At 61.3% G+C, this 16,846-nt stretch carries 18 protein-coding genes and 1 tRNA gene; 8 read left to right on the top strand and 11 right to left on the bottom strand.

Going from position 1 to position 16,846, the window contains the following annotated elements:
• On the top strand, positions 1 to 462 hold the full coding sequence (locus V1471_RS07070) for an Lrp/AsnC family transcriptional regulator (RefSeq protein ID WP_434290886.1): 462 nt from the start codon (positions 1 to 3) through the stop codon (positions 460 to 462).
• Positions 463 to 552: 90 nt separating this feature from the next.
• On the opposite strand, the gene trpE is transcribed toward V1471_RS07070, so the two are convergent.
• From trpE to V1471_RS07055, 3 genes are all read right to left on the bottom strand, one after another.
• Positions 553 to 2,067, bottom strand: coding sequence for an anthranilate synthase component I (trpE, locus tag V1471_RS07065; protein ID WP_434287643.1), 1,515 nt, complete (start codon positions 2,065 to 2,067; stop codon positions 553 to 555).
• 19 nt (positions 2,068 to 2,086) lie between these two features.
• Positions 2,087 to 3,940 (bottom strand): SurA N-terminal domain-containing protein, encoded by a 1,854-nt coding sequence (locus V1471_RS07060; protein ID WP_434287642.1) that lies wholly within the window; start codon positions 3,938 to 3,940, stop codon positions 2,087 to 2,089.
• A gap of 65 nt (positions 3,941 to 4,005) precedes the next feature.
• A complete protein-coding gene (locus V1471_RS07055; RefSeq protein WP_434287641.1) occupies positions 4,006 to 5,184 on the bottom strand; it encodes an aminotransferase in 1,179 nt (392 codons plus the stop codon).
• A 315-nt stretch (positions 5,185 to 5,499) separates the two neighbouring features.
• Here V1471_RS07055 and V1471_RS07050 point away from each other — a divergent pair, with 315 nt between their 5' ends.
• Positions 5,500 to 5,793, top strand: coding sequence for a hypothetical protein (locus tag V1471_RS07050; RefSeq protein ID WP_434287640.1), 294 nt, complete (start codon positions 5,500 to 5,502; stop codon positions 5,791 to 5,793).
• On the opposite strand, the gene V1471_RS07045 is transcribed toward V1471_RS07050, so the two are convergent.
• Positions 5,794 to 6,372, bottom strand: a complete 579-nt coding sequence (locus tag V1471_RS07045; RefSeq protein WP_434287639.1) for a TetR/AcrR family transcriptional regulator — start codon at positions 6,370 to 6,372, stop codon at positions 5,794 to 5,796.
• A gap of 105 nt (positions 6,373 to 6,477) precedes the next feature.
• Between V1471_RS07045 and V1471_RS07040 the strand changes: the two genes are divergently transcribed.
• Positions 6,478 to 7,068 carry an NAD(P)H-dependent oxidoreductase gene (locus V1471_RS07040; RefSeq protein WP_434287638.1) on the top strand — a complete coding sequence of 197 codons (591 nt, stop codon included), beginning with the start codon at positions 6,478 to 6,480 and terminating at the stop codon, positions 7,066 to 7,068.
• 45 nt (positions 7,069 to 7,113) lie between these two features.
• Here the strand turns inward: V1471_RS07040 and gpt are convergent, their stop codons facing one another.
• From gpt to fabI, 3 genes are all read right to left on the bottom strand, one after another.
• Entirely contained in the window at positions 7,114 to 7,617 is a 504-nt protein-coding gene (gpt, locus tag V1471_RS07035) for a xanthine phosphoribosyltransferase (protein WP_434287637.1), read from the bottom strand.
• Positions 7,618 to 7,664: 47 nt separating this feature from the next.
• Positions 7,665 to 8,279: a LysE family translocator gene (locus V1471_RS07030; protein WP_434287636.1), complete on the bottom strand. Its 615-nt coding sequence runs from the start codon at positions 8,277 to 8,279 to the stop codon at positions 7,665 to 7,667.
• Between the two features lie 75 nt (positions 8,280 to 8,354).
• Entirely contained in the window at positions 8,355 to 9,158 is an 804-nt protein-coding gene (gene fabI / locus V1471_RS07025) for an enoyl-ACP reductase FabI (RefSeq protein ID WP_434287635.1), read from the bottom strand.
• A gap of 263 nt (positions 9,159 to 9,421) precedes the next feature.
• Here fabI and pdxH point away from each other — a divergent pair, with 263 nt between their 5' ends.
• The 5 genes from pdxH (at position 9,422) to V1471_RS07000 (ending at position 12,707) form a co-directional block, all read left to right on the top strand.
• Positions 9,422 to 10,054, top strand: a complete 633-nt coding sequence (gene pdxH, locus V1471_RS07020; RefSeq protein ID WP_434287634.1) for a pyridoxamine 5'-phosphate oxidase — start codon at positions 9,422 to 9,424, stop codon at positions 10,052 to 10,054.
• A 180-nt stretch (positions 10,055 to 10,234) separates the two neighbouring features.
• Positions 10,235 to 10,777, top strand: coding sequence for a cold-shock protein (locus V1471_RS07015; RefSeq protein WP_434287633.1), 543 nt, complete (start codon positions 10,235 to 10,237; stop codon positions 10,775 to 10,777).
• The gene (locus tag V1471_RS07010) at positions 10,770 to 11,252 is read left to right on the top strand and encodes a DUF192 domain-containing protein (protein WP_434287632.1); all 483 of its coding nucleotides are present in this window, start codon (positions 10,770 to 10,772) and stop codon (positions 11,250 to 11,252) included. Before V1471_RS07015 ends, V1471_RS07010 begins: the two co-directional genes overlap by 8 nt.
• Before the next feature lie 59 nt (positions 11,253 to 11,311).
• Positions 11,312 to 11,388, top strand: a tRNA-Pro gene (locus V1471_RS07005).
• Positions 11,389 to 11,615: 227 nt separating this feature from the next.
• Positions 11,616 to 12,707 (top strand): AbiJ-NTD4 domain-containing protein, encoded by a 1,092-nt coding sequence (locus V1471_RS07000; protein ID WP_434287631.1) that lies wholly within the window; start codon positions 11,616 to 11,618, stop codon positions 12,705 to 12,707.
• A 259-nt stretch (positions 12,708 to 12,966) separates the two neighbouring features.
• On the opposite strand, the gene V1471_RS06995 is transcribed toward V1471_RS07000, so the two are convergent.
• The 4 genes from V1471_RS06995 to oppB are packed head-to-tail and all read right to left on the bottom strand — an operon-like array spanning position 12,967 to position 16,783.
• Positions 12,967 to 13,959: an ABC transporter ATP-binding protein gene (locus tag V1471_RS06995; RefSeq protein ID WP_434287630.1), complete on the bottom strand. Its 993-nt coding sequence runs from the start codon at positions 13,957 to 13,959 to the stop codon at positions 12,967 to 12,969.
• The gene (locus V1471_RS06990; protein ID WP_434287629.1) at positions 13,956 to 14,927 is read right to left on the bottom strand and encodes an oligopeptide/dipeptide ABC transporter ATP-binding protein; all 972 of its coding nucleotides are present in this window, start codon (positions 14,925 to 14,927) and stop codon (positions 13,956 to 13,958) included. The genes V1471_RS06995 and V1471_RS06990 overlap by 4 nt, the downstream gene beginning before the upstream one ends.
• Before the next feature lies 1 nt (position 14,928).
• Positions 14,929 to 15,834 carry an ABC transporter permease gene (locus V1471_RS06985; RefSeq protein WP_434290884.1) on the bottom strand — a complete coding sequence of 302 codons (906 nt, stop codon included), beginning with the start codon at positions 15,832 to 15,834 and terminating at the stop codon, positions 14,929 to 14,931.
• Positions 15,835 to 15,859: 25 nt separating this feature from the next.
• Positions 15,860 to 16,783 (bottom strand): oligopeptide ABC transporter permease OppB, encoded by a 924-nt coding sequence (oppB, locus tag V1471_RS06980; RefSeq protein WP_434287628.1) that lies wholly within the window; start codon positions 16,781 to 16,783, stop codon positions 15,860 to 15,862.
• Positions 16,784 to 16,846: the final 63 nt, after the last annotated feature.

The following is a 16,846-nucleotide window of genomic DNA, read 5'->3' as shown; positions in this document are numbered from 1 at the left end:
ATGGTGGACCAGATCGACGCGATGGATCGGAAAATTCTGGGCGAGCTACAACGCGATGCGAGTCAATCTCTGGACGAGATCGCCCGCAAAGTCGGCTCCTCGAAGACCCCGGTGTGGAATCGCATCCGCAAGATGAAAGAGGGCGGCGTGATCGGTCAGCAGACGGTCATTCTCGACCCGGAAAGCCTCGGGCTCGAGGCCTGTTTCTTCGTGCTGGTGCGCACCAGCGCGCATGAGGCCGGGTGGCAGGAGAAATTCCTGAAAGTGCTACAGAAACGCCCGGAAGTTCTGGAGGCGCACCGGCTGGCGGGGGAGATCGACTATATCCTCAAGGTCCGGGTGAAGAACGCCAAGGCCTATGACGATTTCTATCAGGCGCTGATCAAGGAAGTGTCGATTTACAACGTGACGGCGCTGCTTTCGATGCAGGAGATCAAATCGACGACCGAACTGCCGCTTTAGGGCTTTTCTGATGGTTTAAATACTCAAACGGCGCGCGGGTCAGGATCGGCGCGCCGTGAGTATTTTTCAGCAAAGGAAACGCCGGTTGGCTCAGCGATTTCCCGACCGTGTAAACAAGCCCGCATCCTCGGCGGCTTTGCGCAGCGCATTGGATTTGTTGACGGTTTCTTGGTATTCGCCCTCGGGCGAGCTGTCGTAGACGACGCCGCCACCGGCTTGGATATAGAGCTTTTCGTCCTTGAGGACGGCGGTACGGAGCGCGATGCACATGTCCATGTCACCGCCTGCGGAAAAGTACCCCACGCCGCCGCCATAGACGCCGCGTTTTTCGGGTTCCAGCTCGTCGATGATCTCCATGGCGCGGACTTTCGGTGCGCCGGAGACGGTGCCTGCGGGCAGGCCCGCGAGCAATGCGGAGAGCGCGTCTTCGTCTTCGCGCAGCTCGCCTACCACATTGGAGACGATGTGCATGACGTGGGAATAGCGCTCGATGATGAATTCTTCGGTCGGGTGCACCGTGCCGATCTTGGCGACGCGGCCGACATCGTTGCGCCCGAGATCCAAGAGCATTAGGTGTTCGGCCAGTTCCTTTTGATCCGACAGCAGGTCTTCTTCCAGTGCCTTGTCTTCGGCGGGGGTGAGCCCGCGTTTGCGGGTGCCTGCGATGGGGCGGATGGTGACTTCGTTGTCAAACACCCGGACGAGGATTTCAGGGCTTGCGCCGATGATCTGGAAGCCGCCGAAGTTGAAGAAGAACATGAAGGGCGACGGATTGGTGCGGCGCAGGGAGCGGTAGAGCGAGAAGGGCGGCAGCGGGAAGTCCTGCGTCCAGCGCTGTGCGGGCACGACCTGAAAGATGTCGCCTGCGGTGATGTACTCTTTCGCTTTCTCGACGGCGGCCTTGTAGCCCGCGTGGGTGAAGTTCGAGGTGGCGGGGGGCGCGACATAGGCCTCGCCCATTTCATGCGTCGCCTCGGCAGGGGCGCGTTCGAGATCGCGGAGCGCATCCATCACGCGCTCGGCGGCCTGCGCATAGGCGGCTCTGGCGGACAGGCCGCCTTCGACCCAAGCCGGAGACACAAGGATCACATCGCCTTTGACGCCATCGAGAATGGCGATGACGGACGGGCGCATCAGAACCGCATCGGGCAGGCCGATGGGGTCGGGGTTCACATTGGGCAGATGTTCGACAAGGCGGATCATGTCATAGCCGAGATAGCCAAAGAGACCTGCGGCCGCGCCCGGAAGCTCCTCGGGGATGTCCACCCGGCTCTCGGCGATCAGCGCCCGGATCGAGGCCAGCGGGTCCTTGTCATCCACCGCATAGCTCTCCGCATCGAAGCGCGCGTTGCGGTTGATCGAGGCGGTTGTGCCATCGCATTTCCAGATCAGATCGGGCTTCATGCCGATGATCGAATAGCGCCCGCGCACCTCGCCGCCGGTGACGGATTCGAGGATGAAACTGTCGGTGCGCGCCCCCGCGAGTTTCAGCATGATCGACACCGGCGTGTCGAGATCGGCGGCCACCTTGGCATAGACGAGCTGGTTTTGCCCTGCGTTGAACCCGGTTTCGAAATCGGTGAAGGACGGAATGAGCGTGGCCATGGCGGGCGTCTTTCTGGTCTTATTGCAGCTGGCTGTGCACCGCGGTGAGCGCGGTCTGGTTCACCGTCACGCCGTCGCGGTTGCGCAGCGCCCGGGCAAAGGCGTCGATCACATCGGTGGATGCGCCTTGCGCGGCGGTCTCGATGTAATTCTCCGCGATGGCGGCGTTCTCATCCGTGTGCTCGGGAGCCTCGACGGTCGCGATCCGGGCGATGACCACACGGCCCTCGCCGGGGATCAGCGTGGTGCCACCGGCCTTGAGGCCAGGTGCGAACACCGCCTCCATGAAGCCCGCGGGCATGGTGGAGATGAAATCCTGACGGGTGATCGCGGAAAACTGTTCGATCGGCAGGCCGAGATCGGCCATGGCGGTGCCGGAGGCGACGCTGGTTTCGAGCGCTTCGGCGCGGGCCATGAGTTTCTGTTTCAGCGCATCGGCTTCCCAATCGGCGGCGACCTGATCGCGCACCTGATCGAGCGGTTTCACCGTGGCGGGGACGATTTCGTCGAGGCGCAGGGCGAAGACGCCGCCGTCAGAAAGCTGAACGATCTCGGGGTAATCGTCGAGTGTCACGCTGGCCGCAGCCTGTTGGAAATCGGTATAGGCGGCGATCCCGCCCTCGCTCTCGGGCGTCCAGTCGATCTGGCCCAGCTCCATGTCGGTCTCATTTGCGAGATCCTCAAGCGTGTAGCCACCGGCCAGATCGTTGTCGAAGGTTTCGAGTTGATCGGCGATCAGGCGCGCGGCGGCGTCTGCGGCCATCTCGGTCGCCAGCTCGTCGCGGGCCTCCTCAAAGGGAATCTCGGTGCCCGCGAGCGTGCCGTTGACGCGGTAGATCGCGGGGCCAAGATCGGACATCACCGGACCGACCACGCCCGTGCCTTCGAGGCCGAAGACGGCGGGACCGGCCGCAGCGGAGAGATCGTCTTCGGAGACGTCGCCCATGTCGGTGTCGATCAGCGTCAGGCCGCGCGCGGTGGTTTCTTCCTCGAAGCTGCTCTCCCCTGCAGCGATGCGGTCGGCGGCGGCCTGTGCCTCATCTTCGGTGCCGAAGACCAGACGCTCGACCAGACGGCGCTCGGGCTGGACATAGTTTGCGATATTGTCCTGATAGAGCTGGCGCAGGGCGGTCTCGTCGAGATCGACCTTGTCGGTCAGCATCGCCGGGGTGAGCCAGGCATAGGTGATGCGGCGGGCTTCCGGGGCGGTGTAGAGATCGGGATGGGCGTCGTACCAGCTCTGGAGGTCGCTGTCAGATGCCAGCGGAGCGCCGGTGTCGAGAGCGCTTGCGTCGAGCGTGGCGATCGTGATGGTGCGGCGTTCGCCGAGCCAGTCGACCACGGCCTGACCGTAGGAGGGCGGCATGGTGATGCCGGAGGCCAGAGCGCCGGAAAGGATCGACCGGGCGGCCTCGCGGCGCAGATCGGCTTCGAAATCGCCCTCGTTCATGTTGTTGCGGGCGAGCATGTCTTTGTAGGACTGGGTGTCGAATTTGCCGTCGATGCCCTTGAAGGCGTCATAGGTCAAAAGCTCGCGGCGCACCGCATCGTCGCCGACGGAAATCCCGAGCCGCGCGGTTTCGCCATCGAGCGCGGCCTGCGACAGAAGCTGATCGAGCACCTGTTGCGACAGGCCGAAATCCTGCGCCTGGCTGACGGAGAAGGGCTGGCCGGTCTGGGCCTCGATCGCGCGCATCTGGCTGCGCAGCGCATTGGCGTAATCATTGACGGAAATGTCCTCGTCGCCCACCGAGGCCACGCGGGTCACGCCACCGCCGAAATTCGCTGTGCCAAATCCGCCGAGGCCGATGATGAGGAGGCCGAGAATCCCCCAGACCACCATTTTCGCGCCAGAACCCTTGCCGCTCGCCATGCTTTTCTTCTCCCATCAAGGTTGGGCAATGGTGTAGGGGCAAGCGACAGAGAGGGCAAGGCGGATCAGGGGGTGATTTGTGCCAATCGCGTGAAAAGCGTCGCGATCTCCGGCACGCCGATATTGGCGAAGGCGATACGCAATTGCCGCTCCGCGCGCGGGTCGTTGGCGGGCATGAAGGCGGTGCCGGGCAAAAGCAACACGCCCGCCTCGCGCAACAGCCATGGCGCAAGCTCTGACGACGGCATCTCGAACGGGTGTTCGACATAGGCGAAGAAGGCGCCGCAGCCCAGAAGCTTCCAGCCTTCGAGCGCTTTGAAACCGTCGATCATTGCGGCCCGGCGCGCGAGGATTTCGGCGCGTTCTCCGGCGACCCATTGGCTGAGGTTTTGCAATCCCCAAAGCGCGGCGCGCTGGCCGATCTGGTTCGGGCAGATGGTGACCGTGTCGAGATATTTCTCCACCTCCGCCATGCGTTCCGCCCCAGTGATCAGCGCGCCGACGCGGTGGCCCGTAAGGCGGAAGGCCTTGGAGAAGGAATAGAGATGCACCAACGTGTCGCGCCAGTCGGGCTGGCGGAACAGGTAATGCGGCACCTCGGAACGGCTGTCGAAATCGCGATAGGTCTCATCGAGCACCAGCATGATGCGATGTTCGCGGGCCAGAGCGTAGAATTTCGACAAAAGCTCCGCCGGGTATTCCACCCCGCCCGGATTGTTCGGCGTGATCAGCACGATGGCGCGGGTGCGCGGCGTGATCAGCCGGGCGCAGGTTTCCAGATCGGGCAAGAGATCGTCGCCGGTGGGCAGCGCTACGGCATGAACCCCCGACATGTCGCACCACATTTTATGGTTGAAATACCAGGGCGTTGCGAGGATCACCTCATCTCCCGCCCCGGCTATGGTGGTCATCGTGGCGGTAAAGGCCTCGTTGCAGCCCGCAGTGATCGCCACCTCGTCGGGTGCGATCTCGGCATGATAGGCGGCGGACCATTGCGACGCGAGTTCGGAGCGCAGCTCCGGCAGGCCAAGGACCGGACCGTAGAGATGCGCCGCTGTGTCCTCGAGCGCGATGCGGGCAATCTCTTCGCGCAGCGCCAGCGGCGGGGCCTCCATCGGCGCGGCCTGGCTGACGTTGATCAGCGGGCGCTCGGGCGTGAATGTCATGCCCTGCATCCAGCTTTTCGCCGCGACGATGGGGGAGGCCTGGGTGCGGGTCAGGGCTGGATTGAGCGGGGTCGGCATGAGCATATCCTTTTGTTGTCAGGCAAAGATTATGTGCGGCCCGGGCGGGATGCAATCGCCTCGCTGAGGCGTGATTTGTGCTGGGCCGGGGGGTGAAAACCGGTGTGCCGACGCATGCATTTCGCTGAAATCCCCGGCAAGGTGCTGAAAAAATTGCCTTTCACCTGAGAGTGAGCGGTTTTTGATCAGGGTTTCATGCTTTGTTAACCATTTTTGCAAGAGCCTGAGATGACACTGGGGCAAAAGCGCCCCAGATGAAGGGCAACAGACCCGGATCGGTTCGATGTTTCGGGCATAACAGTCAAGAGGTTCAACATGGCAGTCCTTATGAGAGGCGGGATGCAGGGCGATCCCTACCTGATCGAAGATTTACACGCCGCGCTCGACATGGCGCGGGCGGGTGAGGCGACGCGCGGAGAGGAGATGACGGATCGGATCCGCGATCTCTCCTATGATATGGAGTTGCGGCAGGCGGGCTATCTGGTGCGTTCGGCCTGTGGCGCCATCGACGCGGTGTTGCGCGGCTCCGACAGCCTTGGCGGGCTGGCCTTTGCCGAACATGAGATCGAAAAAGTGCAGGACATGCTGCTGCGCGCCTCTGACGCCTGATCATGCCCCCGGCATCAGCCAGGCGGCGAGATAGGCGGTCAGCCGGTCTTCCAGCGGCTGCTGTCCATTGAGTGCGCAAAAGGTCAGGGCGATGGCCTGAATGAAAAAGGCGCTGATGCCTTCGCCGAGAATCTGCGGCGGCACATCCTTGCGAAACGGGCCTTCCGCGGCCCAGCGGGCATAGAGCGCGATCTGGACGTCGAATTGCTCCGCGATGGGACCGATTTCGGCAATGGCCGCCGCCCCCGAATGGCGGATCATCACATCGAACACGGTGCGTTCCGAGGTCACGAAGTCGATCAGCGGGGCGAGGCGCGCGATCATGTCGACAATGCTCTGCGGGGCAGGCCCCTCGGCCATGAGGGCGGCGATCCCGGTGAGACGCGCACCGATGATCTGTTCCAGAAGCGCATCCTTGTCCTTGAAATGGGCAAAGAAGGTGCCCTTCGCCACCCCCGCCGCACCGACCACCTCCTCGACCCGCAGGGCCTCGAATCCTTGCTTTGCAATCAAGGCGTTGGCGGCTGCGAGCAGCTTTTCCCGTGTGGCAATGGCGCGTTTCTGGACAGGCTTGGTCATCGCGCCAGTTTGCATGTTTTTTGACTGAGGTCAATTTTATGAATTGACCGTGGTCATATTTTTCCCTTATGAAAGTGACCGTGGTCAAATTTAACCGGGGGCAACATGTCCAAGCGTATCTACATCCTGAACGGTCATCCGGCCTCGGCCTCCCTGTCGCACTCTTTCGCCGCAACCTATGAGGCGGCGGCGCGCGCCGCAGGTCATGAGGTGCGGGTGCACCACCTGCACGACCTGAGTTTCGATATGGATTTCGAGCGCGCCGGCTATAAGGACCCGAAACCGCTCGAACCCGATCTCGAAGCGGTGCTGGCCCATATCGACTGGGCGGAGCATGTTGTGATCCTGACGCCGATGTGGTGGGGCGGGCTGCCCGCCAAGCTCAAGGGGCTTTTCGACCGGGCGTTTCTGCCGGGCCGGGCGTTCGATACGCGCAATCCCCTGCGCACCGGCATGCCACGCCCGATGCTTTCGGGGCGGAGCGCGCGGGTGGTGATCACCTCCGACACGCCGACATGGTTCCTCTGGCTGGCCTATCGCAACCCGATTGCCGCGACGCTCAAGGGCCACATCCTCGGCTTTGTCGGGATCAAACCGGTGCGGCTCACGCAGCTTGCGGGGGCGACCGATGCGACGCCCGAAAAAGTGACACGGTGGCTGAAGAGGGTTGAGGCTCTGGGCGCGAGGGGCGCATGAAAAAGGGGCCGTGAGGCCCCTTTCTGAAATCGGTTTGCGACCGGATCAGTCCCGTCCGCGATACGGCTTGACGTATTGCATCGCCATATCCCAGGGGAAGAAAATCCACGTATCCTGAGACACTTCGGTGATGTAGCTGTCGACCTGCGCGCGGCCTTTCGGCTTGGCGTAGACCGTGGCGAAATGGGCGTTCGGATACATGGAGCGCACAAGCTCGAGCGTCTTGCCGCTGTCGACCAGATCGTCGATCACCAGAATGCCGGTGCCGTCGCCCATCAGGTCTGCGTCGGGTCCGTTCAGAACCACGGCGTCGGCCTGAGTCTGGTGGTCGTAGGATTTCACCGAAATCGTGTCGACGGTGCGGATGTCCAGCTCGCGGGCGATGATCATCGCAGGCGCCATGCCGCCGCGGGTGATGGCCACGATGGCACGCCATGCGCCGTTATCCGGCCCCTTGCCGTCGAGCCGCCACGCCAGCGCACGGCTGTCGCGGTGGATCTGGTCCCAGCTGACATGAAAACCTTTTTCATGGGGCAGGAGGTCGGACATCGTTTGATCCTTTCATCATCGTGGCGGGCCGGGGGCGAAGGTCTGGTTTAACTGGTGGCGATCCGCAGACCGAAGACGGCGATCATGCCGCCCAGAATGCGGTCGGTCCAGAGCTTGGCCCGGCCATAGGCTTGTCGTGCTTTTTGCCGCGAAAAAAGCCGCGCGACAATCACATACCACAGGGTTTCGTCAAAAAAGACGAAAAACAATAAGACCGCCTTAACGACAAGCGAGGTTTCCGGCGGGATCAGCCCGGCAAATACCGCACCGAAGAACACCGCAGGCTTCGGATTCGACAGCTGGGTCATCAGGCCGAGGCGAAATGCGTTCGGCAAAGAGCGCGGGCTGGCCAGTGTCGTGGTCTCGGGCAGGGGATCGGCGGCATGGCGGAAGGTCTTGACCCCGATCCAGATCAGGAACAGCCCGCCTGCGAGTTTGAAGGCGAAATAGGCGCGGGGGAAAATCTCGAACAGGATCGACAGGCCGGAGAGTGCGGCCAGCGCCCAGATCACCGCGCCCAGCCCGAAGGCCACGGCAAGGCCGAAGGCGGGGCGGAACCCGTCCGAGGCGGCGGTGCGCACGGCGACCACGAAGGATGGGCCGGGGCTCATGGCCGCGATCAGGTGAATGCTCAGGATCGACAGGAAAATCGCGAATGTCATATCTCCTCCCAAAGACATTGAGGAAAGAAAAACGGGAGCCGAAGCCCCCGTTTTCATATCTTTATCCGAGACGGTTCAGCTCTTGGAAATGTCCGGCGCGTCCACGGCCTTCATGCCGACGACGTGATAGCCCGCATCGACATGGTGGGTTTCGCCCGTGACACCCGCGCCCAGATCGGACAGCAGGTAGAGCGCCGAGTTGCCCACATCGTCGATGGTCACATTGCGACGCAGCGGCGAGTTGTATTCGTTCCACTTCATGATGTAGCGGAAATCGCCGATGCCGGAGGCGGCGAGCGTCTTGATCGGACCGGCGGAGATCGAGTTGACGCGGATACCGTCCTTGCCGAGGTCTTCGGCGAGGTAGCGCACGGAGGCCTCAAGCGCGGCCTTGGCGACGCCCATGACGTTGTAATGCGGCATCACGCGCTCGGCGCCGTAATAGGTCATGGTCAGCATCGAGCCGCCCTCGGGCATCAGCTTCGCGGCGCGTTGTGCGACGGCGGTGAAGGAGAACACCGAGATGTCCATGGTCAGGTTGAAGTTGGCGCGCGTGGTGTCGACATAGCGGCCGCGCAGCTCGTTCTTGTCGGAGAAGCCGATGGCGTGCACGATGAAATCGAGCTTGCCCCATTTTTCCTTGATGCGGGCGAAAAGCGCATCGATCGAGGCCTCGTCGGACACATCGCATTCCTCGACGAAGTCGGAGCCGAGGCGTTCGGCCAGCGGATCGACACGTTTCTTGAGTTGCTCGCCCTGATAGGAAAAGCACAGCTCCGCGCCGTGATCCGAGAGGGCTTTCGCAATGCCCCAGGCAATCGATTTGTCGTTCGCAAGGCCCATGATTAGCCCGCGTTTGCCTTCCATCAGTTTCGTCATGGTCGTCCTCGAACCCATTATTTTTCGTGTTAGCACGTGCTTTAGGGGTTTTCAGATAGGCGATCAAGTCTGCGCGGGGGCAATTTCGTGACGTGGCGTCACAGTTTGGCGAGAATCCCCATCTGCCGCCCTGCGCTTTCGAGCGGCGGCGCAGCGATGCACAGGCGGTGACCCGCGATGGCGCTTGCCGCCCCGGAGCGCAGGGGCTATCCCGTGAAGTCAGACAGGGCGGTCCAGTCGGGCCGCAAAGACAGGAGGGCGTCATGGGATCAAACGTCATGGGGGCAAACACGGTTCCGCGCAAAGGCATTTTCGCAGGCGACGATCCGTTCGAGATCGCGCGCAAATGGCTCAAGGAAGCCGAGGCCAAGGAAGTCAACGACCCGAACGCCATTGCCATCGCCACGGTCGACCCCGAGGGCCTGCCGAACGTGCGCATGGTGCTTTTGAAAGAGATCGCCGACGACGCTTTCGTCTTCTACACCAACTATGAGAGCGCCAAGGGGCACGAGATCGAGGCCGCAGGCAAGGCGGCCTTCGTGATGCATTGGAAGAGCCTGCGCCGTCAGGTGCGGGTGCGCGGCCTTGTGACGCGCGAAAGCGACGAACATTCCGACGCCTATTACCGCTCGCGCGCTCTGGGTAGCCGCATCGGCGCCTGGGCCAGTCAGCAATCGCGCCCGCTCGAGAGCAAGACGGCGCTGATGGAGGCGGTGGCGAAAGAAGGGCTCAAGCATGGGCCGAACCCGAAACGTCCCCCGTTCTGGGGCGGTTACCGGATCACGCCGGTGGAAATCGAGTTCTGGGCCGATGGCGAGTTCCGCCTGCACGACCGGTTCCGCTGGCGCCGGAGCGCGCCGGATCAGCCTTGGGACATTCAGCGCCTCAATCCGTGAGGCGGGGCGCTCAAGGAAAAGGCTGACGCTGGGGAACCTGCCCGATTGGTCAAAAAGACAGGCCAGAGGGGGCTTGAACCTTCGGCCCGAATGGCACAGGGTCTGGCAGGGATGAGGGGCTCACGCCCCATGGCTTCGGGCCCTGCCGTTCGGTTGGGGCCCCAGTGAGTATTGAAGAGAATGAACGACACGGACTTGGGTCAGAGCGTATCTGGCCATGTGAAATGGTTTGATCCGGCACGCGGATTTGGATTTGTGGTCGCCGATGACGGTGGACCGGATATCTTGTTGCACGCCAATGTGCTGCGCAATTTCGGGCAAAGCTCCGTCGCCGATGCGGCAGGCATTCGTCTTGTGGTACAGCGCACCGATCGCGGTGTTCAGGCGGTCGAGGTGCTCGAGATCCTGCCGCCCGCGCCGGGCACGGGCGCTGTGCTCGAAGATCTGGAAGACATCGACGAAGGCAGTCTGGACCTGCCGCTGGAACCCGCGCGGGTGAAATGGTTCGACAAGGGCAAGGGCTTCGGTTTTGCCAATGTCTTTGGCCGCCCCGAGGATGTGTTTATCCATATCGAGGTGCTGCGGCGCTCCGGTCTCGCGGATCTGATGCCGGGTGAGGCCGTGGGCCTGCGCGTCATCGAGGGCCGTCGCGGTCGCATGGCGGCGCATGTCACCGCATGGGATGCGGCGCTGCGCGAAGAACCGGTGCATCAGGATGCCTGATCTGCGTGTGGCCCTTGTCTTTGCAATGGGGGCAGCACTTGGCTCTGCCGCTGTCGCGCAGGAGGCCTGTGATCTGAACGAGGTGATCGTGACGGGGCAGGGCACGGATGCGCGCTTTTCCATCGAGATCGCCGACGATGCGGGCGAACGCGCGCTCGGGCTGATGAACCGCACCGAGATGGCGCGCTCGCACGGTATGCTCTTCGTCTATGAAAAGCCCCAGCCGGTGGCCTTCTGGATGGCCAACACGCTGATCCCCCTCGACATGATCTTTGCCGACCGGCGCGGGGTTGTGACCCGTGTGCATGACAATGCCGTGCCACTGGACCGCACAGCTATTCCGGGCGGAGACGCGGTTTTTGCCGTGCTGGAGATCAACGGCGGGCTGGCCCAGGGGCTTGGCATCAAACCGGGCGATGTGATCCGGCATCCGGCGTTCGGGCCTGAGGCGGCCGATCCCTGCGTGGAACAATAAGCCCTCTGCAACAAAGCCCTTTTCAAGCGCGCCCCGGCACGTTAGGAGAGGCGCACGGTCGGGGCGTGGCGCAGTCTGGTAGCGCACCTGTTTTGGGTACAGGGGGTCGTGAGTTCGAATCTCGCCGCCCCGACCACTTTCCGGATTTTCGATCATCGGGGCATGTGGCCTATTGGGGTATGCTGTGCCCTACGGGTGCCGTTGCATGAAAGACGGTGGGCCGGATTGAGGCCACTTTACAAGTTTTCTACATTGCAGCGAACGTCCGCTAGCTATGCTGCTTGAGGATTGGTTGTACTGGACATTAAGAGCTGCAAAGCCGACTTTAGGAAGGAAACCGGACCTGCCAGACGAGAACTAGTGATGCGTTCAGTTTGGCTAAGCAATCAATTGCAGGAACTAACTTTGCTTACAGACATTTTTGCATTTCGATATTCAGGCACGACGCTTTGGAAAAGCCTTGATCAAAGGGAGAAACGGCTAATTAATCAATCGTTTCGAATAATCAAAGAACAGATTGCGCCATACTATTCTGAGGACGGGAAAGTCTCTGAATATGGCAAGGCGTTCTGGGAGGACATTCATAACCGACTGTCGACTGAGTTAGGTGTGAAGTCGCTTTCACCATTGGCATATGCTTACCCATGGAAATTCAACGGTGTTGAGACAATGCAATCTGGCATATACACCATAGAGACTGTCTGTGAGAATTGGTTAGACTTCAGCCCCCCAAGCCTTTCAGATGTGGACGCTCACATCAAAGAACGCTTGAGCCTCGTGGAAATCGCGTTGCGGAAGAAAGAGGACGAGATTGCACAAGCCAATGCAAAACTCCCTGAAGAAATAGCAAAGGCCAAAATCCGCGCGAAAGGGCCTGGCCTTCGTATTCCGGGTGATCCGGAGGTCGGCCTGAGGGCGTGGAACAAAAAGAAAAACGATGCTTTTCAGGCTGCCGTCGATGAGTTGAATACCCGGTTTCGCCAAGCCGGTTGCAAGCTGCACTATCATAATGGCTTCATTCAAATTTCAGATGACGAATTGCTTTTGCAAGAATTGGAGAAACCATTTTGGACATTGGTAGCTGACCCGATTTGGAAGAATGTCGATACAGACATGAAAGAAGCTATAGATAGGCGGGATGGCGGCGAACGAGATCCTGCGTGGTATGCCGCTCGGGCGCTGGAAAGCACCATAAAAATCATCTCGGGTGAAAAGGGCTGGTCTCATGGGCGCGAAAAAGGCGCGCATAACTTCATCGATAATCTGGCGAAGAAAGACGCCCTATTTATCGAGCGATGGGAGGCGGACGCTCTCAAGTCAATTTTCACGGAATTGCGAAACCCATTTGGGCATGGCCCAGGTAGCGAGGAGATGCCTAGGCTTACACCCCAACAAATCGACCTCGCCATTGAATTGTGCATGTCTTGGGCGAAGAGTTTGATAAAGCGTTTCTGATTTTTGAATTAGGGGAGATGTAGCCAAGAACATCTGCTACCGCGCAGATCTAGTGCCGCTGCGCAGAGCCGACCTTGAAGCAACAGCCGCCAACGGCAGAAAAGTCCGCAGAGCGGCCTCTCTGACTGCGCTCACCTTAGACAAATTCCCTCGCACAGGACGACTATTTCGTCCCCGATCCGGAATCGCCCTGTGCGCTTTCAAGGTGGAGCCCTTCGGCGACACAAAAAAGGGCACGCCTCCCAGCATGCCCCTTTGTTTACGCGCTCACCGTCTCGCCCGCAAAGTGGCAGGCCGTGTGATGGCTGCCGGTCAGGTGATCCGCCGGCACGGTCTCACAGATCGCCTGCGCCTTCGGGCAGCGGGTGCGGAACACACACCCCTTGGGCGGCGCCATCGGCGAGGGCAGGTCGCCGTCGAGCGGGATCACCTGTTTGGTCTTTTCGATCTTCGGGTCCGGGATCGGCACGGCGGACAAAAGCGCCTGCGTATAGGGATGGCGCGGTTCGGCGAACAATTCGTCCGAGCTGGCCTTTTCCATCATCCGCCCGAGATAGAGCACCATGACCTCGTCGGAGAGGTGTTTCACCACCGAAAGATCATGGGCGATGAAGACGATCGTCAGGCCAAGATCGCGGCGCAACTCTTCCAAGAGGCCGATCACCTGCGCCTGAATCGACACGTCGAGGGCCGAGACCGGTTCGTCGCAGATCAGAAGTTTCGGTTCCACCACCAAAGCGCGGGCGATGCCGATGCGCTGGCACTGGCCGCCGGAGAACTCATGCGGGTAGCGGTTGATCTGATTGGGCAAAAGACCCACGCGCTCCATCACCGCGCGCACCTTTTCCCTGCGCTCGGCCGCACTCATGCCGGGGCGGTGGGTGCGGAGCGGTTCGGCGATGATGTCGCCCACGGTCATGCGCGGATTGAGTGAGGCCAGAGGGTCCTGAAAGATCATCTGGATCTGCGAACGATATTTCAACATCTGACGCGGCGAGAGCGTCAGAAGATCGGTGCCGTCTTCCCAGATCACCTGACCGCTGGCGGGCAACATGCGAATGAGCGCGCGCGCCAAAGTGGATTTGCCACAGCCGGACTCGCCCACGATGCCAAGCGTCTGCCCCGGCTCCAGCGTGAAGCTCACGCCATTGACGGCATGAAGCTGCGCAGGCGGGGTCCATGGCAGGTCGGAGGGGCGGCGGATGTCGAAGGTGACCCGCACATCGCGGGCTTCGATCAGCGGACGGCTCATGCGGCGACCTCCTCGATAGGACGGAAACAGGCGCGGGCGCGGTTCTCCGCAAAGTTCAAAAGCGCGGGCGTCTCGACCCGGCAGCGGTCGTTCACAAGCGCGCAGCGCGGCGCAAACGGGCAGCCTTTCGGCGCGCCGGTCATATTGGGCGGGTTGCCCGGAATGGCGCGCAACACCTCCTGCTCCTCATCGACCCGCGGGATCGCATCCAGCAGCCCGCGCGTATAGGGATGGGTCGGCGTTTCGAACAGCGGATCGACCGGCGCCTCCTCCATGATCCGCCCGCCATACATCACGATGGCGCGTTCGCAGAACCCGGCCACGACGCCCAGATCATGGGTGATCAGGATCGTCGCCATGCCGAATTCGCGCTGAAGCTCGGAGAGAAGCTCCATGATCTGCGCCTGAACCGTCACGTCGAGCGCGGTCGTGGGTTCGTCGGCGATCAGAACCTCCGGGTGGCACAAAAGCGACATGGCGATCATCACGCGCTGGCGCATGCCGCCGGAAAACTCATGCGGATAAAGCCGCACGCGGTTCTTGGCGTCGGGGATTTTCACCGCGTCGAGCATGGCGACGCTTTCGGCAATGGCGGCGCGTTTCGACAGGCCTTTGTGCAGCATGAGCACCTCCGCCATCTGGTCGGAAATGCGCATATAGGGGTTCAAAGAGGTCATCGGGTCTTGGAAGACCATGGCGATGCGATTGGCGCGGATTTTGTTCAGCTCGCGTTCGGAGATCGACAAAAGGTCTTTGCCGTCGAACAGAGCCTGCCCGGTGGTATGGCCGTTCTTGGCCAGAAGCCCCAGAAGCGCAAAGTTGAGCTGGCTCTTGCCGGAGCCGCTTTCGCCCACGATGCCAAGGGTTTCGCCCTTCTCAAGGCTGAAACTCACGCCATTGACGGCGTGAATCTCGCCCTCGGGCGTGTCGAAACGAACGGAGAGGTCTTTGACGTCCAGAAGTGCCATGTCAGCGATCCTTCGGGTCCAGAGCGTCCCGGAGCCCGTCGCCGACAAAGAAAAAGCCGAAGAGGGTGAGGACGAAGAAAAGAAGCGGGAAAGCCAGTTGCCAGAGCGTCCCGTAAGCGATGGTGCTGGAGCCTTCGGAGATCAGCGCGCCCAGAGAGGTCATCGGTTCCTGAACGCCCAAGCCCAGAAACGAGATGAAACTTTCGGTCAGGATCATATTGGGTACCAGAAGGGTCGCGAACACCGTCACCACGCCAATGAGGTTGGGCAGGATATGACGGCGGATGATCACGGGGGCAGGGACGCCGATGGCGCGTGCCGCCTCGATATATTCGCGGCCCTTCAGGGTCAGCGTCTGGCCGCGCACGATCCGGCTCATCTCAAGCCATGAGATCAGGCCGACACCGACGAAGAGCATGGTGATCGACCGGCCGTACATAACCAGCAAAAGGATCAGCACGAACATATAGGGGATCGCGAGCAAAATATCGACGGCGCGCATCATGACATTGTCGAGCCGCCCGCCGAAATAGCCGGCGGTCGCGCCATAGATCGTGCCGACGACCACGGCAATGGCGGAGCCGATGATGCCCACGGCAAGCGAGATTTGCGTGCCCTGCACCGTGCGGGCAAACAGGTCGCGGCCCAGATCGTCGGTGCCGAAATAATGCCCGTTGGCAATCGACGGCCCGCCTTTCTCGGCGACCATGCCCATGACGGAAAAATCGAGATCCTCGTTGTTCCATTGCGCAATGGAATTGCCGAAGAGCGCAAACAGCGCCACGAAGACGAGCAGAACCAACCCGAACATCGCCGCCTTGTTGCGGAAGAACCTGCGCCGCGCATCGGCCCAGAGCGAACGGCCCGCCACATCCTCGCGCGCGGTGGCTTCGGCCAATGACTTCATTTTCTGACTGTCGATGACCATGGCGTTAGTACCGGATTTTCGGGTCGATCCATCCGTAGACGATATCGACGACAAGGTTGAACAGGATGGTGAGCGCGCCGACGAGGATCGTGACCCCCATCATCACCGCGTAATCGCGGTTCAGCGCACTGTCGACAAAGGCTTTGCCGATGCCGCCCGTCGAGAAATAGATGTCCACGATCACCGAGCCGGTGATCATCGCCACAAAGGCCGGTCCGAGATAGGAAATCACCGGCAAAAGCGCCGGTTTCAACGCATGGCGCAGGATGACGCGATAGCCCGGAAGCCCCTTGGCCCGCGCCGTGCGGATGTGGTTCGAGTTCAGCACTTCAAGCATGGAGGAGCGCATGATCCGCGCAATCGAGGCCATGTAGGAGGTCGACAGCGCGATTACCGGCATGATCCAGAACGACGGGTCGGAAAAGCGCCACCCGCCGCCCGGCAACCAGCCGAGGATCAGGGTGAAGACGATGACGAGGATCGGCGCCATGACGAAGTTCGGCAGCACCTGCGCGCCGATGGAGATGCCGACCGCGAAATAGTCGATGATCGTGTTGTGTTTGACGGCGGCCACGGCGCCGAGCGTCACGCCCGCGAAGACCGCGACGAGGAAGGAAATGCCGCCATAGGTCAGCGTGACCGGAAAGCCCTGTGCGATGATTTCGTTGACGGTGCGGTCCTTGTAGACAAAGGACGGGCCGAAATCGAAATGCGCGACAATGCCCCAGATGTAACTGGTGATCTGTTTCCAGAGCGGCTGGTCGAGACCGTATTTGGCGTTGAGATTGGCGAGCACCTGCGCGGGCAGCTCGCGTTCCTGCGTGAAGGGGCCGCCGGGGGCCGCATGCATCAAGAGGAAGGAGAAGATAATCAGAAGCAGCAGCGTCGGGATGGCAATCGCCAGACGCTTGAGGATGTAAACGATCATACGGGTGTCCCTATGGGTGGACGCGGGAGAAAAGCCCCCCGCATCCTGCCTGTTTTCAAACTG

Origin of the sequence: Celeribacter sp. SCSIO 80788, from assembly GCF_051054295.1 — a bacterium.
GTDB lineage: Bacteria > Pseudomonadota > Alphaproteobacteria > Rhodobacterales > Rhodobacteraceae > Celeribacter.
The sequence above is the reverse complement of the archived record's forward strand: the minus strand, read 5'-3'. Positions and strand labels throughout refer to the sequence as shown.